The following is a 23729-nucleotide window of genomic DNA, read 5'->3' as shown; positions in this document are numbered from 1 at the left end:
ATCCATCTCCCAAATCCGCGCCTCCTTTCCGAAGCAGGGGTTCTTTGCTGAAAAAGAATGGGTGCTTTCGCCAGAGGCATTCGCTTTAGATGCCAGGACGGTGGCTTTGATTCGCGGTTTGGGGCCTGCGCTGCGTGGTTTTCAGCGCGCATGCAATCGGCTGTATTTTGACGAGTCGTACCCGTGGGTCGCAAAGCTCCTGGATCAGGGCAAACCGCGGCGCGTGCTCGATCTGGGTCGCAATCCACGCTGGCATGAAGACCTGCCCCGCGTTCTGCGCCCAGATCTGGTGCTCACAGAAACCGGTGTGACCATCTCCGAACTGGACTCACTGCCCGGCGGCATCGGTTTGACCGCATGGCTGAATGAAACCTATGCCGCGCTGGGTCAAAACGTGATCGGCGGAGCCATGGGAATGGTCGAAGCGTTTGCTGCCGCGTTTCCGAGCGAGGACATCCTGATCTCGCGTGAGTCCGGCGACTACCTCCCGGAGATGAACTGGCTTGCAGAAAAGCTCGGCCGCCGTGTGCTGCGCCCCTGGGAGGTGCAGCCCTATGAGCTCAACGGCGCGTCCATATACCGCTTCTTTGAACTCTTTGACCTCGCCAATGTCGAGAACGTTGATGTCATGCTGCGCATGGCGGAGCGCGGCGAGCTGAGTTTTACGCCACCCATCAAAGCCTTTCTCGAAGAGAAACTCTGGCTCGCTCTGTTCTGGTCTCCCACGCTGGCGGACTACTGGCGGTCAGCACTCAGTGCTGAGCATCTGGCGCTGCTGCAGCAATGCATCCCGATGGGCTGGGTCGTCGATCCAGTGCCTCTGCCTCCCTTCGCCATCTGGCCAAAGCTCGACATCCAGAGCTGGCACGAAATGAAATCCTTCGGGGGTAAACTGCGGCAGTTGGTGTTGAAAATCAGTGGGTTCTCCGAGCGCGGCTGGGGTTCGCGCGGTGTGTTCATCGGCCACGATTTGTCACAGGAGCAGTGGGCTTCCGCCATTGATGAAGCACTGGCCAGTTTCCCCACCAATCCTTTTGTGCTGCAGGAATTCCACCGCGCCAGAGTGGTTGCCCATCCTGCATGGGACGAGCCAAGCCAATCCACGCGCGCGATGCAAAGCCGGGTGAGGCTGTGCCCCTACTATTTTGCCGTTTCGGAGGAGGATGACGATCCGGCACTCGGCGGGGTACTGGCCACGGTTTGCCCGGCCGACAAAAAAATCCTCCATGGCATGCGTGATGCGATGATGCTGCCTTGCGTTGCGCAGTGATTTCCGCTCCATTAGCGGCACCATGAAGCTTCTTCCAGCCCTTCTGTTTGTCTCGACGTCACTCTGCGCCGCTGACCCCATCGTTGTGAAACTCTGGCCAGGTGGTGCGCCGGAGCAGCCCGGCGTGAAGATTGAGGCTGAGAAAGAGATCCCGAAGAAGTCGGCAGATGATGTGCTGCGCATCACCAACGTGACGGACCCTATGATCACCGTCTTCAAACCGGAAAAACCAAACGGCACCGCCGTCATGGTGTGTCCCGGAGGTGGCTACGGCATTCTCGCCTATGAGCATGAAGGCTCCCAGGTCTGTGAGTTTCTCAATCAGCACGGTGTGACCGGCATCCTGCTCAAATATCGCGTACCAAAGCGCGACCCCAAAGATCCGGGGCGCGAGGCCCTGCAGGACGCGCAGCGTGCCATGGGCATCATTCGGCACCACGCAGCAGAGTGGGGCCTCAAGGCGGACCGCATCGGCGTTCTCGGTTTTTCCGCCGGGGGCCATCTGACGGTGATGACGGCGCTGCATGCAAATGCACGCACCTACACCACCGACCCTGCGCTGGATGTCGAGGACGCGACTCCAAACTTCGCCATTCCGGTTTACCCGGCCTACCTCGTCAGCAAGGAGGACATCTCGCACCTGTTGCCTGGTTTTGAAGTCACCGCCAAATCTCCGCCGATGTGCTTCGTTCACGCAAATGACGATCCTTGGCCGGCCAGCGCGAGCGCGCTGCTCTATCTTGAGTACAAGAAGCTCGGCATCCCTTGTGAACTGCACATTTACGCCAAAGGAGGACACGGTTTTGGCATGCGCAAGAGCGGCGGGCCGGTGAATGACTGGCCCAACCGCGTGGCGGAGTGGATGAAGTCGATGGGATACATTCCGTGACCCCCTCATCTGCGTGGTGGCTTGTGCCTTGAACCTGACTATGGTGAAGCTGCGCCTGCATGAAGACACGCAACGCCCGCACCCAAGCGCCTCCGGCTGCAGTCAATGAACTGCAGGCTCAAGATTCCTACCGCACGGTGGTGGAGGATCTGACGGAAATCATCTGCCGCTTTCTTCCGGATGGAACCATCACCTACGCGAACGAAGTTTACTGCCGTTTTTTTAACAGGAAACGTGAGGAGTTGCTCGGCCAGCGCTGGCAGCCTAACGCGGTGGTCGAGGACTTGCCGCTGATCGAGGAGCGCCTGAGGCTGCTTTCTCCCAAGACTCCGGTCGTCGTCATCGAGAATCGTGTTTATGACGGCAAAGGGCGCGTGCGTTGGATGGAGTTTGTGAACCGCGCTTTCTTCGATGAGCTCGGGCAGCTGAAAGAGATGCAGTCGGTGGGCAGAGACATCACTGTGCGCGTTCTGGCAGAGCAGCGCCTTCAGGAGGGGGAGCAGCGCTGGAAGTTTGCTTTGGAAAGCTCCGGATTTGGGGTCTGGGACTGGGATGTTTCGCGCAATACGATTTTCCGTTCGAGCCAGTTCAAGATCATGCTCGGCTACGGTCCTGACGAATGGATCGAAGGCTCGGAGCTTGGCTGGCAGCCGCTGGTACATCCCGAGGACCTGCCCGGCACGGAGCTGGCAGTGAATGAGCATATGGCAGGACATTCGGACGACTTTGTCCGGGAGTTCCGCATGCGGTGCAAAGACGGCTCTTGGAAGTGGGTCATGGGGCGCGGCAAGGTCATCCGCCGCGATGAGCGGCAGCGCGCCCTGCGCATGACGGGGACGCTGGAGGATATCTCCCTGCGCAAAGCCGCCGAGGAGCGCGCGGCACACAATCTGCAGCTCATCGTTGAGGGGGCTCCCTATGCCGCTGTGCTGGAGGCCGTCGTGCGCAGCGCGGAGGCAGGCCATCCAGGCATGCGCTGCAGTGTCATGCTGGCAGATGAAACGGGTTCCCGGCTGCATTTGCTTGCGGCTCCCAGCCTGCCTGAATATGTCAGAAAGGCGCTGGATGGGACTCCCATCTCTCCTGATGTCGGCATTTGCGGAGTGGCCACCTTCAGCGGCAAGCGCGTGATCTGCCCGGATGTGCTGGCTGACTCACGTCTGGAGTCTTTTCATAAGCTGGCGGAAAAAGCCAGATTGCTGGCATGCTGGTCTGAGCCAGTGGTGAGCGGTGCAGGGCAGGTGCTGGGCGCCTTTGCGTGCTACCGCCGTGAGGTGCATACGCCTGACCCGCAGGAAATTCAGGCCATAACGGCCGCCGCGCGTCTTGCCGCGCTCACCATTGAACGTGAGGAGCGAAAGCAGGCGCTGCTGGTGAGTGAGGAGCGCTATGCACGTGCCATGCGCGCCACCACGGACGGCTTGTGGGAGTGGAACATCGTGACCGGTGAAACCTATCTTTCCCCACGCTGGAAGCAGATGCTTGGATTTACAGAGGCCGATCACCTGGGCAAGGACCAGGAGTCGTTCATGTCCCGGCTGCACCCGGAGGATTGGCCCAGGGTCCAAGCCGCGAGAAAAGCACACTTCGAGCAGCGGGTGCCCTATCAGGTCGAGCTCCGCCTGTGCATGAAAAACGGTGAGTATCGATGGTTTCTCACCCGTGGTGAGGCCGACTGGAACGAGCAGGGGGAGGCCGTGCGCATGACGGGCACCATTTCAGACATCTCAGACCGCAAGCAGGCCGAGCAGGCGCTGCTGGACAGCGAGCAGCGGTTTCGGGCGGTGTTTGAGCAGGCTGCGGTAGGCGTGGCTGTGATGGACACAGTCACCGGACGCTTTCTCAGTGTGAATCAGCGCATTTGCGAGATTAACCGCAGGACGCGTGATGAGATGATGCAGCTGACTTTTCAGGATGTGACCTGCAAGGAAGACCTTGCCAAGTCGATCACCAGCATGAACGACCTGAAGGCCGGCCGCCTGCGCAGCTATAATCTGGAGAAGCGCAATGTTCTGCCTGATGGCTCCCTGTCTTGGGTGAATCTCACAGTTTCTCCTTTGTGGCAGCCCGGAGAGCCCCCCCTGCGGCATGTCACCGTGGTGGAAGACATCAATGAGCGCAAACAGGCGGAACTGAACTACCGCCGCGAGCTGGCGTATAACCAGGCCCTGGTCAGCCACACATCCGCTTTCATCGTCGTGCTCGACCTCGAGGGGCGCTTTGTTCATGCAAACAGCTCCTTTTTCACCACCATGGGCTACAAAGAAGAAATGGTGATGGGAAAGACCCCCTGGGAAATCGGGCTCATGGATGCCGAGGAGACGGCGCGGTCCAAAGAGCGTTTTGCCCGCCTGCTCTGCGGGGAGGACAATCTGCCGGTGGACTCCCGCCTCCGCACAAAGGATGGCGAATGGCGCACGGTCGAGCTGCGCAGCACCTCCACCCGCAAACCTGACGGCAGTCTGGACCGCATCGTGGTCACGGGCACAGACATGACCGAGCGCAACCGTCTTCAGCAGGAAGTGCTGCGTGTTGTGGAGCAGGAGCAGGCTCGTGTCGGCCACGACTTGCATGACGGCGTGGGCCAGACCATGACCGGCATTGTCTCATTGCTGGAGGCATTGGAGGCAGATCTACAGGGGGACGCCAGGCAGCAGGCGCAGCGTATCCATGAGCTGCTGCGTCAGTCCATTTCCGAAGTGCGCCGCATGTCTCACGGCCTCTCTCCCACCAGCGTGAAAAACCGGGGGCTCGTTGGTGCACTCCAGCTGCTGGCCGAGACTGTCCGCACCAATTTCCGCACTCCTTGTACCTGTGAGGTGGACGTCCAGATGGCCATTCGCAACAATGACAAGGAAACGCATCTCTTCCGCATCGCACAGGAGGCGGTGAACAACGCCCTTCGCCACGGCAAGCCCTCCAAGGTCAGCATCGTGCTCCAGCATGTGAGTCCCACCGAATGTGAGCTGCGGATCGAAGATGACGGTGCGGGGTTGAAAAAATCCAAGGCCAAGGAAAGCGGCGGCATCGGGGTCCGAGTGATGGACTACCGCGCTAATCTCATCGGTGCGCGTCTGACGATCAAACCCAAACCCCGGCGCGGAGTGGTCGTGACCTGCCGCTTTCAATGTGATCCGGGCAAAAAGGAAATGGGCAAGAAGGCTCGGAAGAGCTGAAGGAGTAAACAAAACAGGCACGCTGCCTGTTGGCTGCGTGCCTGCCATGTGATGTGCTCAGAGGCGCGGGAGGATCAGTGCTTCAGCAGCCACTCCGTCGTGCGCGGATTGAAATCACTGAGGCATTCCCAGTGGAAGGCATGTCCGGCGTTGTCATAGAGGTGCAGATCGGCGCCGGGGATGGCTGCGGCGACTTCCTTGCCCATCCATTGAGGGGTGAAGGTGTCGTCCTTGCCGCCGATGACGAGCGTGGGGCACTTGACGTTTTTGAGTTCGTTGAGGGTGTTGTGCGTCATGGCGGCGGCGCTTTGCGCCTCAGTGGCGTGCACCGGCTGTGGCGCAGGGTTGACGGCGGCATCCTTGAGCCCCTGCTGCATGTTGTTCCAGCAGTCGTCGTTGTCGAACCAGGGCTTGGTGAAGATGAGCATCTGGATCCACTGCATGAAGTCCTCCGGACGCATGCAGGCCTTGGCTTTGATGAGGTGCTGCCAGGTGTAAAGGCCAAAGCGGTCCTGCCTCGCCCAGGTGCACATGAGGATCATGCTTTTCACCTTCTCAGGATGGCGCAGGGCGAGCTGCTGGGCGATGACGGAGCCCAGGGAGCAGCCCACGACACGGGCCTGCTTGATGCCGAGCTTGTCCATGAGCCCGGCGTAGTCGTCGGCCATCATGGCTGAGGTGTATGGGCCGGCTGGCTTGTCAGTCTCTCCCACGCCACGGTTGTCTCCGAGGATGCAGCGGAAGTGCTTCTCCCAGGCCTGGGCATGCGCATCCCATACACCGCCCGGGGCGGTGACCCCCATGATGCAGACGAGCGGTTCACCGCTGCCGCGTTCTTGGTAAAACATCTTGATTCCGTTGGTTTCGACGTGGGGCATAAGAGAGGAGTTGTCGGTTGGATGGTTCGCTGTTCGCAGTTCAAGCGGCGAACGGCAAACTGTGAACAGAGATCGCTGAAAGCAACAAGCAAAAAACACCTGCCGCCGGGCGATCTTCGCGCATAATGCGCGCACGCCATGCCTGATGCCCCACTCGAAACTCCAAAAACGAACGTTCCACCCTGGGAAGCGAAAGCGCCGATCACGCGCCGCAGTTTGTCGCGCAAGCTGATATTCTGGTCCTTGGCAGGAGCTTTGGTGCTGGCGGTTTTGTATGCTTTGCAGCCGCGCGCGGTGGAAGTCGAGACCGGCACGGTGCACCAGGGAGCCCTGACCGTTTATGTGTCTGAAGAGGGGAAGACGCGCATCCGCAACCGCCACATCGTTGCCGCTCCGGTGGCGGGCAGCATGCAGCGCGTGACCTTGAAACCGGGAGATGCCGTCAAGGCTGGGGAGACTGTGCTCACCCGGATCGAGCCGGCGCTCTCACCGCTGCTGGATGCCCGGGCTCGCACCCAGGCCCAGGCACGTGTGGACGCAGCCATGGCCACCCGGAGCCGGGCAAATGAGGACATCGAAATGTCGCGGACCTCCTTGAAGTATGCGCAGGCAAACTGGGACCGGGTCAAGAACAACACGGACAAAGGGACCATCAGCGATACTGACCGTGACACCTTTGAGCGTGAGGCCGAGATGAAGATACGCGAGGTGCGTTCGGCAGAGTTTGCGCTCAAGGTGGCCGACTTTGAACTGGCTCAGGCGCGCGCCGCCCTGGAGCAGATTGACAAGCCTGGAGCCGGTGGCGCTTTCATCGAAGTCCAGGCTCCCGTCAGCGGTGTCGTTCTGCGGGTGCAGCAGGAAAGCGCCACCATTGTCACGCCTGGCATGCCCATTGTGGAGATTGGCGATCCCACGGATTTGGAGATTGAGGCGGAAATCCTCTCGCGCGATGCGGTGACGATCAAGCCCGGAGCTCTTGTGACAGTGGAGCAATGGGGGGGCGATGAGCCGGCAAAGGCTCGGGTCCGGCGTGTGGAGCCTGCGGCCTTCACCAAAGTCTCCGCCCTGGGGGTGGAGGAGCAGCGTGTGCTGGTGCTCAGCGATTTCACGGAGCAGACTCCTGCTTTGAAAGCACTCGGAGATCGTTACCGTGTGGAAGTGCGCGTGGCCGTATGGCACAGCGATGACACTCTGCTGGTGCCTGCCGGAGCGTTGTTCCGTGAAGGCAGCGAGTGGAAAACGTTTGTCTTTGATGCAGGCCATGCCAGGGCCGTGGTGGTCAAGGCAGGGCGTACGGACGGAAAGCTCACCCAGGTGCTGGGCGGACTCAAGAAGGGGGATGAAGTGCTCATGCACCCGCCAGACACCGTACGTGATGGCACGAGTGTGGTGAAGCGCGCAGAGGTAAAATAAAAAAGGCGGCCCCCTTTTGGAGGCCGCCTCGTGAGAGATCAGGCAGATTTAAACCTCCCAGCCAGCGCGGTACTCGCGGGTCAGCCATTTGGCGTCGCCTCCGCTGGTGTATTCGTGCTTCTCAGGATTCCACTTCATGGAGCCGCCGTGGTAATACGCCTGGCTCATCAGGTGGCAGGAGATCGCCGTGCTTGCGCCGATGGCGACATCGCAGATCGGCTTCTCACGTGTCTTGATGGAGTTGAGCCAGTCTTCGTGATGGTTTTTCGAAGTGTAGAGCTTCACCTTCGCATCTGCCAGGTATTCACGCTCGGTGAGGATCACTTCACGATCCAGGGAGGTTCCCTTGTCCGCTTCCTTGTCCCAGAATTTGTGAATGGTTTTGCCGCCGAGAACCAGCTCAAACTTGCCGCGGTTCACGTGCACCTCGCCGTTTGCACCATAGAAGGAGACTCCCCGGCCTTTGCCGTTGTGAAGCAGAGGGATGCCGCTGGCGTAGATCAGCTTGGCGCCGTCGTTGGCGTCGGCATAGTTTGCCGGAGCGATGATTTCGACCGGGCCATGTTCGTCCTCACCGAGCCCCCACTGGGCGATGTCGATGTGATGCGCGCCCCAGTCGGTGATCATGCCGCCGCCGAATTCGCGGGTCATGCGCCAGGCTGGGAAGTGGTTGTGAACACCGCGCGGGCTGAGAACGCTGCTGTAAGGCACCAGCGGCGCCGGGCCGCACCACATGTCCCAGTCGAGGCCGGGCTCCATGGGTTCTTCAGGATTGGCATTGGGCTTGGCAGGAGCACCAAAGGCGGTTTCAACATGGTCGATCTTGCCAATGATGCCGTTGCGGACCAGCTCGCAGGCCACGCGGAACTCCTTGCTGGAACGCTGCTGGGAGCCTGTCTGGAGAATGCGCTTGTTGCTGCGCACTGCATCGATCAGCGTGAGCGCTTCATGGATGTTGTGAGTGAGCGGCTTTTCGCAATAAACGTCCTTGCCGGCGTTCAGTGCGGCGATGGCGATGAAGGCATGCCAGTGGTCAGGAGTGGCGATGACAACGGCGTCGATGTCCTTGCGCTCCAGAAGCTTGCGGAAATCTGCATAGGCCTCGCAGCCTTTGAAGCCTGCGTCCTTGTCCTTGGCATAGCGCTCTTCGACGGTCTTCTTGGCGTTTTCACGACGGGTGGTGTCCACATCGCACACCGCCACGATCTGGACTTCCTTGCGGCCCAGAAAGCTGCCGAGGTGGCCGCTGTTCATCTTGCCCATGCCGATGAAGCCCAGCGTGAGACGCTCGCTGGGCGCGGTCTCAGCGCTCCAGACGTGTGAAGGGAGGATGAAGGGAGCTGCCACTGAGGCGGCGGCGACTTTGACGAACTGGCGGCGTGAAGATGCGGTTTGCATGGTTGATTTTTAAATGCGTTGCAAGGGTGTAACAAAACAGCCGGTTTGCCAAGTCTCTTGCACTCGGTGTTAGCGTGGGTATTCGGCAGGATGGATTTTTCAAAACAGCGTCTGGGCCAGTTGATCATCGTTTCCGGGCCTTCGGGCACCGGCAAGACGACACTGGCACGGAAGGTATGTGATCGTGGTGAGGCGGTCTTCTCCGTCTCCTGCACCACCCGGGCGCCACGGCCCGGAGAGGTGGACGGGAAAGACTATTTTTTCCTGACTGAGGAAGACTTTCTTGCCCGGGTGGAGCGCGGTGAGCTCTTTGAATATGCTCGCGTCCATGGCCGCCTTTACGGCACGTTGAAAAGCTACGTTTACGTGAATCTCAGACGCGGGGTGGACGTCATCATGGACATCGACGTGCAGGGGGCCATGCAGGTGCGCTCATGCGAGGACGAACTGGTAAAGCGCTGCCTGCTGGAAATTTTCGTGATGCCGCCCAGCCTGGAGGAACTGCGCCATCGGCTCTCTGGTCGTGCGACGGAGGATGCCGCCGCCTTTGAGCTGCGCATGCAAAACGCGGCTGCAGAGATGGAGCACTGGAGGAAGTATGGCTATGTGCTCGTCAGTGGTACGCGTGAGGATGATGCACGTCGTTTTGATGCCATTCTCGAAGCCGGACGGATGCGGACGAGCCTGTGGTAATCATCCCCGGATGCCCGCGTCGCGGAGGGCAGGGAAATGAGCACGCCACTCATGAAGGACTGCGGGGTCGATCCGGGTGTTCAGGGTGCGCTCCTGCTCTGCGGCGTCTGCGATGACGAGGCCATGCGGGTCCACCACGAGGCTGCGGCCAGGGTACGTGAACTCGGGGTCTGAACCACAGCGGTTGACCCCGATGACATAGGCGAGGTTCTCGATGGCCCGGGCCTGCAGCAGCGTGATCCAGTGCTGGACACGTTTGACAGGCCATGCAGCGATGAAGATGAGCACCTCTGCCCCTGCCCGGACGGCGCTGCGGGCGAGTTCTGGAAAGCGCAGGTCGTAGCAGATCAGCGGTGCGATTCGCAGCCCCTGCCATTCAAAATGGGAGACGCCAGTGCCTGCAACGTGCGCTTTGTCCTCGCCCCCCAGGCTGAAGGGGTAGTTTTTCGTGTAGCGTGCGAGCAGAGTCCCGTCTGGAGCGATGGCGAGCGCCTGGTTCATACCGCGGTCATCGCTGGCAGATGTCACCACTCCACCCAAGACGCAGCTTTGATATTCAGCCGCCAATTCGCGCATGAACTGCTCCGTGGGACCATGCTCAGGCTCTGCGGTGATGGCGAGATTCATGCTGAAGCCGGTGGCGAAAGTCTCTGGCAGGATGATGAGCGAGCCGGGCTGAGGGCTGGCGTCGGAGATCAGCTTGCGAGCTCTGGCGTGATTGGCTGCACGATCCTCCCAGACGGGACTGATTTGGACAAGATGTACATTCATAGGCGTTCTTTGCGGGCTCCCGGGCGGAGACGGTCTGTAGATTCAGAATTGCTGCGGGCACGGACCCCGATGAATCCGCTGGCGGAGAGGATGGTGACGCCGCAGACGATGGCGAAGGTGTCGAACGACATGACCTTGATCATGGCAAATGCCAGGGAAGGCGCCACCAGGCCGCGCACACCGGTCAGGAAGGTGTGCACGCTCATGTATTCCGCCACGGCATGTTTGTCTGCGAGTTTGGTGACCCAGAGCGCCCAGGTGACGTTGCCACCCGCATTGGCCATGCCCCACAAGGCCATGCCAAAAGTCCACCAGAAGAGGCTGTGGCCAAGGAAGAAACACAGGATTCCGGCGGCGAAAAAGACATTGAGCACCGCACGCACGGTGAACAGATGAAAGCGGTCATACACCAGCCCCCATGGGTAGGAGAACACCACACGCGCGAGCACGGGAACCACACCGGTGATCCAGGCTACGTTGAATTCGCTCAGGTTGATGCCGTGGCTGGGATTGGCCAGGTATTCGACAAAGAGACATGCCGCAGCCAGATTGCCGATGCCCATCATCATCCAAGAAATGAGCAGCGTGCGGAAATCACGATCTTCGCGCACCCAGCGCATGGAGTTCCAGAGGCTGGTGCTGGAATTTGCAGGTGCCTCCCACGCGATGACCGGCAGCCCGTAGGTCCAGAAGCCTGAGACGATGCCGCTAGCTGCAAAGGCCCACAGCAGCCAGACATAATTTCCGATGTTCCAGCCCAGCAGTTTGCCCCCGGCAAAGCCAAAGCACACGGCCGCCGCCGCCCGCGTAACACCTGTGATGGCATACAGTTTGCCACGCTTTTCAGCAGGGTAGTTGATGCGATAAATCTGCGTCATCAGCGGGATCTGCATGGTGAAGCAGAACAGCCCCAGGCTAAGCCCTCCAATGTAGAGAAGCGGACTGCTCGGAAATGCGGCTGACACCGCCATGCACAGCCCTCCCAGGAGCTGCACCTTTGCCGCAGTGCGTGCGACGGTGCTTTGGGCCCGTAGGAGCAGAGGAACGACGAACAGGCTGGCCACCATGCCGCCGCTGGTGGCGCTCAGAAAGACGGACTTCGCCACATCTCCCATGTGAAACACCCGCACAGCGATGAGCATGCCGAAGGTGGCGGTCAGCGTGTCGATGACGCCCGAAGGGATCGAGCGCCACAATTCGTTGCGCAAGGTCTTGGCGGTGGTGGCAGCTGCTTCGTTCACGCCTGCTAATTCGCATGAACGACGGTGCGCGTCCAGCGCGGAGGCTGGGCGCGCAGCACACTCAAAAGGCACTGAAAAAACGAGGCCGGGAGCCTCCTGCCTTTTCAGGCGGCCTTCTTGGATTTCTTGGGCGCCGCTGTCTTGGCGGCCGGAGCTTTCTTGACCAGCTTGGGCGCAGGCATGGGGACGACGGTCAGCCACTCCTGGTAGTGAACCCAGTTTTCACTGCCTTCGTCACGGAGGTAGTCAGTTTCAGAGAGCAGGCCGCGCTTTTGGAAATCGAGGATTTCCTTTTTGGCAAAAGGGCCAAATTCAACGAAGGCGCGACTGAGATAAACGAGGTCTTTCATGGGTTTTTTGTGGGTGTATGGGTTTCGGGGGATGAGGGCAGTATCATCACATGAGTTGTGGAACAAGCAGCAATCTTGCCACAGTTCCACAATAAGTGAGGCGGGTCAGCAGAGGGGTAATTTTTGCTTTATAAGAGCCATGTCCGCTTGCGGCGTACCTCCGAGGCCTCTAGTTTGTATGACAGTTAATGATTATTTGCCTCGAATCATCAATCCTCGGTGGGTACCTTTCCAATGAAGTGCCCGGCTTGGTTACAGGTGTGTTGCATCTCGCAGGTCAAAATCAGCCCGTACGAGTGGAGTTGGTGGGTAATTTTTTGCGCGACATCGCCGGTTGCAGGGTGGATTTCCATAATCCTCTGCCAAACGCCAACGAAGACCATGTGGAGGCCATCTCGGCCATGCAGCATGGCTACAGTGGGCTGATGACAGCTTCCTCCCGTGTGGTGAAACTTCCGCGCCGGAAATCGCAGTCAGGTGCGGTGTGCACTTTGCCAGAGCCTCCAGGACTGAAAAACCTGCTGTTTTTTGAATGGTTCAACCAGGATCACCAGCGCATCCTGATTCAGTCCTGGCATCTGCAATTGCGGGTTTCTTCCCCACGCTGGCAGCTGACAAATGAGGAAGAAGCTGCGCTGCTTCGGCAGAACCGTGCCCGCAGGAAGCATTTTCTGCTAGGAACCAGTCGCAACGCGAAATCGGCGGATGCCCTGCACAGTCCCGGTTTTGACGATCCTTTTCAGCCTGCCAAGCCGGGGGGGGATCCATTCGGCACCGTCAAACGTGATCCCGCTCCCGAGCCGCCACGCTCCGTGCCAGCCAAAGCACCGGGCAGCTCCGACCTGAACCCTGTGGCGCGCTCTGCGGCCCTGGCCAAGGAACTGCGGCGCTTTCAGAGCCTGTTGGTTTTCAATGAGGAGGTGCGCACCCGGCCCGCAGTACTCCGGCTGCTTTCCACCGTGGCGGATCTGGCGGCGCATCTGATCCATGTGCTGCGTCAGTTCGCCCAGGCAGAGAAGGATCAGTGGCAGTTTTTGGTGGTCGATCTCGAACAGAGCCTGCCCCTGTTTGCAGCGGCCTTGAATGCCACGGACAAGCTCGTGCAGCAGCACCCGCAGGGGGCCGACATGGAATGGCTGGCCGGCGTGCAGGCCAGCCTGCTCAATATCGAACTGCGTATGCGTGAGCTGCTGGGACTGCTGCGCTGAAGTTGAGACGGGGTTGATCCGCGCTGCGCTTGCGTCTAGCATGCGGCATGCGTCTTTCACACTATGCCCTAGCTCTAACGATCATTCTGCTCGCCATCACTGGTTACCTTGCATGGGAGGCACAGGAGGAGGCCAAAGGTGCCCGCAAAGAGCTCGAACTCGTGCGCAAGCAGCAGGCTGCCCATGAGATGGCCATGCCTGCAAAGCCTGAAGTGGTGGCCAATCTGCCGCCGCCGCCGGAGGTCCCCCGGGCCTCTTTGCCGCCTTTGGCTGGCAGTGACCTCATGCCGGGCACGCCTGCCGCCTATCCTTCGTCGGCTCCGGCTGCTGCTCCTTTGACTGACCTGCAAAAGCAACTTTTGGGGGCGGCGACGTACGCCAAGGTCATAGAAGTTCACAACGAGCAGGGCTTTGCTGTGATCAATGCTGGAAAGAACAAACAGCTGACCAGCGGGATGAAATTTGACGTGCGGCGCGGCAACGGCTTGGTCGGTCGTGTGATTGTAGGCGAAACCATTGAAGCGGCGGAAGCCGTGGTGGACATCGACGGCACGGTCACTCTTCCGGGGGTCCGCATCGAAGCCGGAGACGAACTGATACTTCCTATCAAGAAATAACGTTCGTTCTGATGCCTCGCGAACGTCTTGACCTCGCCTTGCTGAAGCTCGGCATCGTGCCTTCCCGTGAGCAGGCCAAACGGCTCATCATGGCGGGAGAGGTCAGTGTGCTCGGCAGGCGCATCACCCAGCCGGGCTGGCTTGTGAGCGATCTGCAGCAGATCGTCGTCCGTGAGCGGCCCAGATTTGTCAGCAGGGGCGGCCTCAAGCTCGAAGGTGCACTGGTCCATTTTGGCATAGATGTGACCGGAATGACCGCGCTGGACGTGGGGGCATCCACCGGTGGATTCACAGATTGCCTCCTGCAACGGGGGGCGGTGAAAATTTTCGCGTTTGATGTTGGTACCAATCAGCTCGCCTGGAAACTGCGCAGTGACCCAAGAGTGATTTCCCGTGAGCAGTTTAACCTCCGCCATATGCGCCAGGAGGATATAGGCCAGGAAGTGGACATTCTGGTGGCCGATCTCTCCTTCATTTCGCTGACACTCGTCCTGCCAGCTGTGCTCCAGGCCCTGCGCTCTGGTGGGCAGGCACTGGTTTTGATCAAGCCTCAGTTTGAGCTTTCACGTGAGGAGGTAGGCAAAGGGGGAATCGTGCGTGAACCGGAACTGCATGCCAAGGCTTGTGCCCGAATTGAAGACTTCGTGCGCTCGCGTCCAGAACTGGAATGGCGGGGGCTGACAGAGTCCTCCATTCAAGGCACGGATGGAAACCGTGAGTTTCTTGCCTGGTTCGGCAAGCGATGAACCGAGAGAAGAAACTGAAAGTGAGTGGTTTTGAACTCTTATTATCAATTTCGAGACTCCAATTTGACCATTTTGCATAAATTTGATAATTTATGGTTGCATCGATGCAATAATTATCACAATTTACCATTGTAAATGCAAACGGCCATGAAAAATCACGTGCATACAGCCACAAAACGCCGAGCCCTTTCTGCGTTCAGCCTTTTTGAGGTCTTGCTGTTTACCGCCATCTTAGGCGTGATGGTTGGGATGGTTATTCCTATGATCGGTCAGAATGATGCTGCCTACGCTGCCCGCGATCGCCGCAATGCGCAGGAGCTTTGCTCGACTTGCATGATGGCGCAGGCTGCCGAGCTGAATTTTGTGCAGGGAGACAGTGTGATCGAAACGGTGCGTGCCATTGTCCGTGGCGGCATGTCTGTGCGCGGAGCGATGCGCGGGCGGATCTTTGTGGTGCCAGGCCTGAGTGACGAAGACATCCAAGGGGCCGCCAAGTTTCTCAAGCTGCAGGACGGGCAGCTGCTGTACACGACCTCGGTCACCACATCCCCACCGGGAGATCAGCGTCTCTAGCAGGCTGCCGCAGCAGGCGCGCGCACCCCGGATTTCCCACGGCACGCTGGGCATGCCGCGACCTTGAATTGCTGTTTCTTTTACCTTGCCTGCGGCCATCCTTTCCACCAGCATGCATCTTCATGAATTCTGCGTTCATCAAAAAGAACTGGTACTTTTTCACACCTGCGGTCATCATCATTATTCCGGCTTTGATGGTGGTGTTTTGCACAGTTAACTACGGATACTCCATTCCTGACTCAATCAACGCTGTCTTCCACGTCGGCTCCACGGGCACCCGCTATTCCATAGGTTTTTCGGAACGGCAGTTTAGAATGGTTCGCCCCGGCATGGATGGCAGAGCGGTTTACAACACGATCAGAAACCCCATGGAAGGGGTTGATCTTGCGGCGGATGAGGCCAGATGGCGTTACAGCCTTCCCACCAGCGGGGCCGGCTATTATCACGAGCGCACCATCGTGATGGCGAAGGACAAAAATGGCGTCCAGCGGGTCAAGCAGCGCATCAGTCGTTTTCATGCGGCGAATTGATTCATGCCCCAACCCGGTGAAACTGAAGCATCTTCCCGAATGAATCATCAGACACCCTTGCTGAGAGCCTGCCTGGCCCTGCCGCTGCTTGTGCTGGCGGCGTGTGAAAATTCCTCCCACATCAAAGGGCTTCCCAAGGACCTGCCGGTCATCAATCTGCATGGCTCGCCAAGCACTCCGCCTCATGCCATGGGGCACGCAGATTATCCTTTTGCTGACAACGGGGATTACAAGACGGACTGGGCGGCGGAAGGCGGCCAGGGGGCAGGCATGGACTATTCCTCGTGGCGTTCCTCCCATGGAGGTTCCTCCTCCCGTAGCTCCTCAAAGAAAAAGACCTCTGCGAAGTCTAAATCAGGCAGCAAAAGCACCTCCCGCAAAGGTGGCTCATACACAATCAAAAGCGGTGACAACCTGGGCTCAATCGCCCGTAGAAACGGCACCACTGTGGCGAAACTCAAAGCGGCCAACGGGCTGTCGTCAGACATGATCCGTGCAGGAAGAACGCTCAAAATCCCCTAGAGTCCGTGCATCTGGTCTCCCCACGCATCCTGGCTTGCTGCCTGGCTCTGATCGTGGGCGGGGCGGGTGCTGTGGAAACAGTTCGCTTCTCCACGGTGGTCATAGACGCCGGGCATGGCGGCAAGGACGGCGGCTCCGCCTGGAATGGATTGGTCGAAAAAAAGCTCTGCCTTGATGTCGCGAAACGAGTCGAAGCAGCTCTGAAAGCCAAGGGGCTGAAAACCATCATGACACGCCGCTCCGACACTTTTGTGGAGCTTGATCAAAGGGCGCGCACTGCCAACTGTGTTCCCGCCTCAATTTTTGTCAGCATCCATTTCAATGGCAGCCGGAAAACCATCATCTCCGGGGGGGAGGTCTACTACCGCAGCTCGCACGGCAGATTGCTTGCATCGGCCATCAGTCGTTCGCTCAAAAGCCGGGTCCCCGGCGGCGCACGCGGCATTTTTCATGGTAATTACAAGGTGCTGCGTGCCACCAGGATGCCTGCAGTCCTCGTAGAATGCGGGTACATAAGCAACAAGCGCGAGGCTTTGCGGTGTGCAGATCCTGCCCACCGTCAGAAACTGGCAGACGCAATTGTCCGCGGACTTTTGGCCGTTAGGAAGTAGGAATGCTTCGCAGCTTTCATTTCTTTTGAAAATTCACATGTGCGAGCCACTTGCGCGGCATTTGACGAATCCCCTGCCGTGGTGGATTGGGTAGGGCAGATCATTCCATGTCAGCCCCAGCCCTCAGCGCCAGCAATCCTGTTTTCCCATTCCATCTCGTGCGGGCGGATTTGGAGCATGTGGAAACAGCCATTCTCGAGCAGGCACGTGCGTTTGATCCCGGGGTTGAAGGCTACGTGAGCTACGTCTGCAAAACATCAGGCAAGCGCATCCGGCCCGCTCTGGCAGTTCTCGCGGGCGGTGCCACCGGTGGCACGCATGCAGGGCATACACGCCTCTCCGTCATTCTCGAACTCGTCCACATCGCCTCACTGGTGCATGATGACATCATGGACGGTGCGGACATCCGCCGCGCCCAGCCAACGGCCGTCGCCAAATGGGGCAGCAGCCTCAGCGTCCTGCTCGGAGACAGCCTCTTTGCCTACGCATTGGAGCTCGCCACGGAGTTTGACGACACCCACGTCTGCCGCACCATCGCCCGTGCCTCCCGGGATGTCTGCACCGGAGAAATCCTTCAGACCCAGCGCCGCTTCGACTTTAATCTGTCCATCGCCGATTATCTCAAGATGATCGAGATGAAGACCGCTGCGCTCTTCGCCGCCGCCAGCGAGCTTGGCGCCCGCCTGAACCAGCAGCCCGACTCCGTCCAGGCAGCGCTGAAAGACTACGGTCTCAAGCTTGGCACCGCCTACCAGATCTATGATGACTGCCTTGACATTGTGGGTGACGAAAAGACCGTCGGCAAAACACTCCGCACTGATCTTGCGCGTGGCAAGCTGACCCTGCCGGTTCTCTATCTGCTCGAAGGCGCTACAGACGCGCAAAAGCAAAAGCTCAATCGCATGCTCCTCAAGGGCGAGCCCATGGACACGACCATCCTCGCGGGCATAGCCGACTACGAAGGCGCCGTCGAGAGAGCGGTCAAATTCGCGCAGAACATGCTCCTCGAAGCGCGTGCTGACCTCGTCTGCCTTGAGGCCTCACCGCACAAGCAGGCGCTCGAAGACATCGTTGGTTATCTGCACAGTTTGCTGGATCAGTGCCGGGCGATCCACTGAGATTTGTCTGCAGTCGTGTGAAGTGAGCACCGATTCATGAGCCGCATCCACGACATTCCGGAAAATGATCGGCCGCGTGAGCGCCTGCTCCGCCTGGGGCCGCAGGCGCTTTCAGACGCGGAGCTGCTCGCTCTTTTCATCAACACCGGAACGAAGGGGGAAAACGCCCTGCAGATCGGACAGCGCATTCTTCGAGATTACAAGTCCCTACGGGAGCTCTCCCGTCTCGAACCTGCCATATTGAGAAAGATCAAAGCCTTGGGGCCTGCGAAAACCGCCCTGCTGGCCGCTGCATTTGAGCTGGGGCGCCGCTCTGCGCAGGAGCCCTCACATGCCGAGGTCATCCTCGACCGGCCGCAGCGCATCTACGACTACATCGGCGCTGAGATGCAGGCCTTGGGCCATGAATCTGTCCGCATCATCCTGCTCAATACGAAATTCGTCCTCATGCGCAGCGAGGAAGTTTTCCGGGGCAGTCTGAACGAATGCATCGCCCATCCGCGGGACCTGTTGCGCAAGGTGCTGATCCACAACGCTCACGTCTTCATCCTTATCCACAATCATCCATCCGGAGACCCCACGCCGAGTGAGGCGGACCGCCGCCTTACGCGCCGCCTGCGTGAAGCTTCTGAGGCGACAGGCCTTCACCTGCAGGATCATGTGATCATCGGCGCCCCCGGGGATTCACGCCCGCTGCCCTATTTCAGTTTCAGGGAGCATGGCCTGCTCTGACCGGCGCTGGTCAGGATCTGTAGCAGCTGGGTAAAGGCGGTTCGCTTTTCATGGCATGTGAACAGGAGCTGTTTCTGATTCAGAGTTGTAACTTCATGTCCCGCATCTCCAAGGTACTCACTTAGCCCCCCATGCAAGACTCTCAACCTGCCGGCAGTTTCATGCCAACTCGCTGGACCTTGGTGCTGCGCGCGAATGCCGCTTCGCCCGAGGGCAGGGCGGCGCTGAGCGACTTGTGTGCGGCCTATTACCAGCCAGTCTTCGTTTTCCTGCGCCGCACAGGATTTGACCCGGACATGGCGCGTGACCACACGCATTCGTTTTTCGCGCATTTGCTGCAGCGCGGATTTGCCGGCCCTGATCCTGAGCGGGGGAGGTTTCGCAGCTATCTGCTCGGTGCGGTGAAATACTTTGTCATCGGGCTGCAGAATCACGCTTGCAGGGGAAAGCGCGGCGGCTGCATGACTCATGAACCACTGGATGCTGGCGGGGAAAGTTCGCCGCATCTTATGATCGGTGATCCCTCGGCTTTTCCGAGGTCGGAAATTTTTGACCGGGAGTGGGCTGTCGCTTTGATGAATCGTGCGGTGGCTGCTCTGGCGGCAGAGCACAGCTGTGGCAGATCAGCCCAGTTCGAAGCACTGCAAACGTGGTTGATGGGGGATGGTGCGGCATGCCATGCCGAGACGGCCAAAAAGCTCGGTATGAGTGAAGGGAGTGTCAAGGTGGCGGCTCATCGGCTGCGCAAACGATTCCGTGAACTCCTGCGGCAGGAAATCGCTCAGACGCTGCATGATGAGGCGGATGTCGAGGATGAACTGCGCTATCTTTGCTCCGTGCATGGTTGATTTGATGTAACGATGCACCGGCAGTCTTCAAGGAACATGCATGACCACGATCTCATCGAGCATCTGTCCGCATTGCGGCTCTCACATACCGGAGGATTCCATGAATGGACTGTGCCCGCGCTGTGTTTATGCCAGCGCCCTGGCTCCGACTGCCGATGGAGTTTGGATGGCCTATGCCCCGCCGAGCCTGGACGCCGTGCGTGCCGCCTTCCCAAACTTGGAAATCACCGCGCTCATTGGCAGTGGTGGCATGGGGGCGGTGTTTAAAGCCCGCCAGCCGCAGCTCGACCGTTTTGTGGCGCTGAAGATTCTGCCGGCCGAACTTGCGGACCTGCCCGGCTTCTCCGAGCGGTTTCAGCGTGAGGCGCAGGCTCTGGCAAGGCTCAGTCACCCGCACATCGTCACCGTGCATGACTTTGGGCGCGCAGGAGGCTTTTACTTCCTGCTGATGGAGTTCATCGATGGAGTGAACCTGCGGCAGCTCCTGCAGACAAAACGACTAACCCCCAGTGAGGCCCTCAGCATTGTGCCTCCAGTCTGTGAGGCGCTGCAGTGCGCGCATGATCACGGCATCGTTCACCGTGACATCAAGCCTGAGAACCTGCTCATTGACAAGGCTGGCACCGTGAAGATCGCCGATTTTGGCATCGCGAAAATCATCGATGGCAGTGACGCTGCTTCTTTTGGCGGGGAGGTTCGTGATTCGACCAACGGCAAGCACGAAGCCCCTAGCATGCCCCTCGGCACCCCAGACTATGCCGCTCCGGAACAGGCAAGCGGCTCCGCCGACCATCGCGCAGACATCTACTCTCTCGGCGTCGTTCTTTATGAGATGCTCACTGGGGAGCGCCCCACCGGCAAACTCGAAGCGCCGTCGAGACGTGTGCAGGTGGACATCCGCATCGACGAGATCGTGCTTCGTGCCCTGGAAAAATCTCCCGAATTACGCTTTGCCACCGCAGCGGAGTTCCGCACCTGCGTCGAGAATGTGCAGGCAACTTCCAGCCAGACGGTTGCTGCGGGCGGGTCCCAGATTGCCAGGGCATGGGTGCTGCCAGCAGCCGTCATCATGCTGCTTTGTGCAGGAGGTCTCATGATGGGACTGGGCGTGCATGCGGCGCAGCAATGGGGTTGGGGTGCTGAAAACGGACTGATGATTGCAGGTGTGCTGCTGCCGATCATTGCTGCCATCCTTTCTGTGTGGCGTCTTTTCCGCGAGCCAGCCCATGGCTCGCTTGGTCCTGTGGCGAGGGCTGTGTTTGCTGCAGTGTCCACCTTTGGACTGCTCGCGGTGCTTCGCATTCCCGGAACCTTGTGGCTGGTCTTCGCCCAGAAAATACTGAGCCCGTCTTCTCTGGTGACAGTGCTGGCGGTGCAGGGGGCCTTCTCACAGGTGGTGCTGGTGCTGCAGGTGGGCCTGGTTTTTGGTCTCTATGCGTGGACCCAACGGCGAATGCTTGGGGTGGGCACAAAGACGGCTGCCCATGTGGCGGCTGGCTGTTTTGTGCTGCTGATCATTCATTCCACGGCTCCCTGGGGAGTGCTGGCCTACGCAAAACTGACGGCGAATCAAAGTGCGCTTGCCTCTCGCGCCAGCAAGCCTGCCCTCTCCCCCGCGCCTCTTCAGTCCAGTGAGCCAGTCGCGGCAGCTGTCAAAAAACAAGACGCCAAAGAGCTTGGCGATGTCATCTTCAAAGGAGACCCCAAGCTGTGCTACGTCGCCTGGATGCCCAGAGAGAGCAACGGCTGGCAGTTGCGTGCACCGAGCGGTGAGGCCGTGGCTGCCCCGGGAGACATTCCCGTGAGTGACTGGGAATGGTGGAGAACGGGCTTGCTGGGAAATGGCACTGTTTCCAAAATCAGCGATACCGCGGGCTGGCTGATGTTTTTCTACTCACATCCGGCCATTGACCAACGCAGCGAAAGCAGGATAAGCCTTTTCACCCAAGAAGGAGTTGAAGTTAAGCAGACACAACGTGTGTCTGCCGCCCATGCACCCAAAGGCCCTCGGGCAGTTGGCTGGCTGGCCACCGGCTGCCGGGTTCCTTATGCAGCCGTCACCGGCCCCTTAAAGGTGCGTCTTGAGCTCACAGCCGGCTCCTGGCAAAGCAGTGCTCTCATTCAGGCGGGCAAGACAAACAACAGCGGGGGAGGTCAGTTCCTGACCAACTCAGGCGAAGACGCAAACCACCAGGCCTTCGTGACCGTGGTTACGGAGGATGAGGACCAATTTCCGCACGACCAATGGGAGGTGATTGGCCGACTGCATGACGGTTCGGATTTGCGCAGCCAGGGAAGCACTGTGGTGGATTTTCAGAGCCAATATGTACATACCATCTCCTTCGGGCAGCCGCTGTCATCCTTGGCCGGATTCATCATGCGCAACCGTGAGAGGCGAAACTTCATCAGCAATGGAGTGCATGTGCCGCCCTTGCTCTTTGTGCCTCCAGAGGTCGCTGCCAAGTCCACGTTCCAGATTTGCCGGGTTCTGGATTCTCCTTCTGCAGATACGGAGCCGATGAAAATCGCCGGGCAGGGGGAAGTGCTCAATGTCGAGAAAACCTCTCAGCTGGACCAGTCTGCCTTGCAGTCAGTCGAAGCCATTCACAGGCCGGTAGGGCCGCAGATTGCCTTGCAATTCAATCAAAGCGGCAAGCAGCGAATCGCACAGGTGACGCACGAAGCCAAAGGCAAAAAGCTCGCGATTCTGATAGATGGCCTGCTCTTTGCGGCGCCGGTTGTCCATTCAGAGATCCGTGGCGGACGCCTCGAAATCAGCGGACACCTGACCCATGAAGAGGCTGATGATCTCGCTGCCAGGCTGCAGCAAGTTCTTAACGGCACGTCAGCCACTGAGCCATCCACGACCCAACAGCCTGCCAATGAAAAAAAGAATCCTCCGTCGGCGCAGACTGAGAGCGAATGGATCTTTGGCTCCGCCAAACAGCACGTGCTTGCCTGCGCCGGGAATGGCATCGTGCCGCATTTCCAATTTGCCGGCGGGAAGACCTTCACCATCCGCGCTGCTTCTGCGCAAAGCCCTGGGGAAATCACGGACGAATGGCCAAAGGTCGATGCAGCGGGTGGGGCGGACTTCAGTCTGAGTCAGGAGGCTGGTGATGTTTTGATTCATCCGCATGGGTGTGCTTTTGGAAAGTGGCTTACGGGAAACCAACCGCTTTTCATGTCTGCCGCCAATGCAGCGGCTTCGGCCGGCGGACTGACTGGCAACGATGATGTCCTCAGGCTCGCCCAGGGGCAGTGGCCTGTTTCGTGTGTGTTTCGCACTTCTCGTGGCGCGGTCGGTTTGATGACCATCACCTCCGTGCAGCAGGCGGAAGGCAGCCCCACGAGCCTGTTCTTTGAATACAAGCTGGTGCAGAAGACCGAGCCTGCAGGCTCTCCACAAACGGTGGATGAAGCTTTGCAAAAAGCCCGCGTGTTATGGGATCAGGGAGATTTCGAAGGAGTGCTTCGCATTTACGATGATGCGATCCGGCATCATCCCGATGAATGGCGGCTTTGGCATAACAGGGCCAATGCCCATGCCGCCCTTTTGCAGCATACGAAGGCGCTGGCTGACTATGGCGAGGCTTTGCGGCTCAATCCTGGCAATGACAACATACGCAGAGCCCGGAGCGTGGCCTATTATCAGATGGGCGACTATGATCGAGCCATCGCCGACCTGGATGCTGCGATCAAACAGTCTCCAGAAGGTGTGAACTTTGACCTGCGCGGCCGCGCCTACCACGCCAAAGGTGATTTTCGGGCCGCGCTCGCAGACTACGAGAAAGGTGTGCAGAAGACGCCGGGCTACAGTCTCACGTTTCTGGATCTCGCCTGGCTGCTGGCCACCTGTCCGGACAGCTCGATCCGTGATGGGCAGAAGGCCGCTCAGTACGCGAGCCTGGCAGCTGGCATGTTATCGGCAAACCAGCCATACGTGTCTGCCGCCCAGGCGGCGGCCAGTGCTGAGCAGGGGGACTACGCAGCAGCCATCGGTCTGGAGCGGGAGTTTTTCAAAAAACTGCCGCCCGGCAGCAACGAGGCCGGAGTTTCAAGCGAGCGCTTGAAACTCTATCAGGCGCATCAGCCTGTGCGCAGTTCCATGCCGATCACGCGCAACATGTGGCGCTGAATCGGGG

Annotated in this window: 21 protein-coding genes; 16 read left to right on the top strand and 5 right to left on the bottom strand. The window is 59.2% G+C overall.

What is annotated here, in order from left to right; translation table 11 throughout:
* The first annotated feature begins 61 nt into the window (after nt 1-61).
* Genes ACZ5WW_RS09375 through ACZ5WW_RS09365 form a run of 3 tightly spaced genes read left to right on the top strand, consistent with a single transcriptional unit; the run spans nt 62 to nt 5335 of the window.
* On the top strand, nt 62-1270 hold the full coding sequence (locus ACZ5WW_RS09375) for a hypothetical protein (protein WP_464694240.1): 1209 nt from the start codon (nt 62-64) through the stop codon (nt 1268-1270).
* Between the two features lie 22 nt (nt 1271-1292).
* Entirely contained in the window at nt 1293-2159 is an 867-nt protein-coding gene (locus ACZ5WW_RS09370) for an alpha/beta hydrolase (RefSeq protein WP_377164843.1), read from the top strand.
* Between the two features lie 59 nt (nt 2160-2218).
* Entirely contained in the window at nt 2219-5335 is a 3117-nt protein-coding gene (locus ACZ5WW_RS09365) for a PAS domain S-box protein (protein WP_377164845.1), read from the top strand.
* A gap of 74 nt (nt 5336-5409) precedes the next feature.
* Here the strand turns inward: ACZ5WW_RS09365 and ACZ5WW_RS09360 are convergent, their stop codons facing one another.
* Nucleotides 5410-6213 carry an alpha/beta fold hydrolase gene (locus ACZ5WW_RS09360; protein WP_377164847.1) on the bottom strand — a complete coding sequence of 268 codons (804 nt, stop codon included), beginning with the start codon at nt 6211-6213 and terminating at the stop codon, nt 5410-5412.
* A 138-nt stretch (nt 6214-6351) separates the two neighbouring features.
* On the opposite strand from ACZ5WW_RS09360, the gene ACZ5WW_RS09355 reads away from it, so the two are divergent.
* Nucleotides 6352-7626 carry an efflux RND transporter periplasmic adaptor subunit gene (locus ACZ5WW_RS09355; RefSeq protein WP_377164849.1) on the top strand — a complete coding sequence of 425 codons (1275 nt, stop codon included), beginning with the start codon at nt 6352-6354 and terminating at the stop codon, nt 7624-7626.
* A gap of 48 nt (nt 7627-7674) precedes the next feature.
* Here ACZ5WW_RS09355 and ACZ5WW_RS09350 read toward each other — a convergent pair whose 3' ends face one another.
* Entirely contained in the window at nt 7675-9024 is a 1350-nt protein-coding gene (locus ACZ5WW_RS09350; RefSeq protein ID WP_377164851.1) for a Gfo/Idh/MocA family oxidoreductase, read from the bottom strand.
* Nucleotides 9025-9114: 90 nt separating this feature from the next.
* Between ACZ5WW_RS09350 and gmk the strand changes: the two genes are divergently transcribed.
* Nucleotides 9115-9717 (top strand): guanylate kinase, encoded by a 603-nt coding sequence (gmk, locus tag ACZ5WW_RS09345; RefSeq protein WP_377164853.1) that lies wholly within the window; start codon nt 9115-9117, stop codon nt 9715-9717.
* On the opposite strand, the gene ACZ5WW_RS09340 is transcribed toward gmk, so the two are convergent.
* The 3 genes from ACZ5WW_RS09340 to ACZ5WW_RS09330 all read right to left on the bottom strand — a co-directional run bounded on the left by ACZ5WW_RS09340 (nt 9718) and on the right by ACZ5WW_RS09330 (nt 12079).
* Nucleotides 9718-10488: a carbon-nitrogen family hydrolase gene (locus ACZ5WW_RS09340; RefSeq protein ID WP_377164855.1), complete on the bottom strand. Its 771-nt coding sequence runs from the start codon at nt 10486-10488 to the stop codon at nt 9718-9720.
* The gene (locus ACZ5WW_RS09335) at nt 10485-11729 is read right to left on the bottom strand and encodes a hypothetical protein (RefSeq protein WP_377164857.1); all 1245 of its coding nucleotides are present in this window, start codon (nt 11727-11729) and stop codon (nt 10485-10487) included. Before ACZ5WW_RS09335 ends, ACZ5WW_RS09340 begins: the two co-directional genes overlap by 4 nt.
* A gap of 104 nt (nt 11730-11833) precedes the next feature.
* On the bottom strand, nt 11834-12079 hold the full coding sequence (locus ACZ5WW_RS09330; RefSeq protein WP_377164859.1) for a hypothetical protein: 246 nt from the start codon (nt 12077-12079) through the stop codon (nt 11834-11836).
* A 425-nt stretch (nt 12080-12504) separates the two neighbouring features.
* Here ACZ5WW_RS09330 and ACZ5WW_RS09325 point away from each other — a divergent pair, with 425 nt between their 5' ends.
* The 11 genes from ACZ5WW_RS09325 to ACZ5WW_RS09275 all read left to right on the top strand — a co-directional run bounded on the left by ACZ5WW_RS09325 (nt 12505) and on the right by ACZ5WW_RS09275 (nt 23722).
* Nucleotides 12505-13287, top strand: coding sequence for a hypothetical protein (locus tag ACZ5WW_RS09325; RefSeq protein WP_377164861.1), 783 nt, complete (start codon nt 12505-12507; stop codon nt 13285-13287).
* Nucleotides 13288-13334: 47 nt separating this feature from the next.
* Complete coding sequence (locus ACZ5WW_RS09320; RefSeq protein WP_377164863.1) at nt 13335-13904, top strand: hypothetical protein; 570 nt, start codon at nt 13335-13337, stop codon at nt 13902-13904.
* Between the two features lie 11 nt (nt 13905-13915).
* Complete coding sequence (locus tag ACZ5WW_RS09315; protein WP_377164865.1) at nt 13916-14650, top strand: TlyA family RNA methyltransferase; 735 nt, start codon at nt 13916-13918, stop codon at nt 14648-14650.
* 261 nt (nt 14651-14911) lie between these two features.
* Nucleotides 14912-15223: a hypothetical protein gene (locus tag ACZ5WW_RS09310; RefSeq protein WP_464694239.1), complete on the top strand. Its 312-nt coding sequence runs from the start codon at nt 14912-14914 to the stop codon at nt 15221-15223.
* A 122-nt stretch (nt 15224-15345) separates the two neighbouring features.
* A complete protein-coding gene (locus ACZ5WW_RS09305; protein ID WP_377164869.1) occupies nt 15346-15753 on the top strand; it encodes a hypothetical protein in 408 nt (135 codons plus the stop codon).
* Between the two features lie 39 nt (nt 15754-15792).
* The gene (locus tag ACZ5WW_RS09300; RefSeq protein ID WP_377164871.1) at nt 15793-16275 is read left to right on the top strand and encodes a LysM peptidoglycan-binding domain-containing protein; all 483 of its coding nucleotides are present in this window, start codon (nt 15793-15795) and stop codon (nt 16273-16275) included.
* Nucleotides 16276-16280: 5 nt separating this feature from the next.
* The gene (locus ACZ5WW_RS09295) at nt 16281-16886 is read left to right on the top strand and encodes an N-acetylmuramoyl-L-alanine amidase family protein (protein ID WP_464694238.1); all 606 of its coding nucleotides are present in this window, start codon (nt 16281-16283) and stop codon (nt 16884-16886) included.
* 107 nt (nt 16887-16993) lie between these two features.
* Complete coding sequence (locus tag ACZ5WW_RS09290; protein ID WP_377164875.1) at nt 16994-18004, top strand: polyprenyl synthetase family protein; 1011 nt, start codon at nt 16994-16996, stop codon at nt 18002-18004.
* A gap of 36 nt (nt 18005-18040) precedes the next feature.
* Nucleotides 18041-18736, top strand: a complete 696-nt coding sequence (gene radC / locus ACZ5WW_RS09285) for a RadC family protein (protein ID WP_377164877.1) — start codon at nt 18041-18043, stop codon at nt 18734-18736.
* A gap of 131 nt (nt 18737-18867) precedes the next feature.
* The gene (locus ACZ5WW_RS09280; protein ID WP_377164879.1) at nt 18868-19584 is read left to right on the top strand and encodes an RNA polymerase sigma factor; all 717 of its coding nucleotides are present in this window, start codon (nt 18868-18870) and stop codon (nt 19582-19584) included.
* 40 nt (nt 19585-19624) lie between these two features.
* The gene (locus ACZ5WW_RS09275) at nt 19625-23722 is read left to right on the top strand and encodes a protein kinase domain-containing protein (RefSeq protein WP_377164881.1); all 4098 of its coding nucleotides are present in this window, start codon (nt 19625-19627) and stop codon (nt 23720-23722) included.
* Nucleotides 23723-23729 lie beyond the last annotated feature (7 nt).

This window comes from Prosthecobacter fluviatilis (assembly GCF_055388355.1).
The sequence above is the reverse complement of the archived record's forward strand: the minus strand, read 5'-3'. Positions and strand labels throughout refer to the sequence as shown.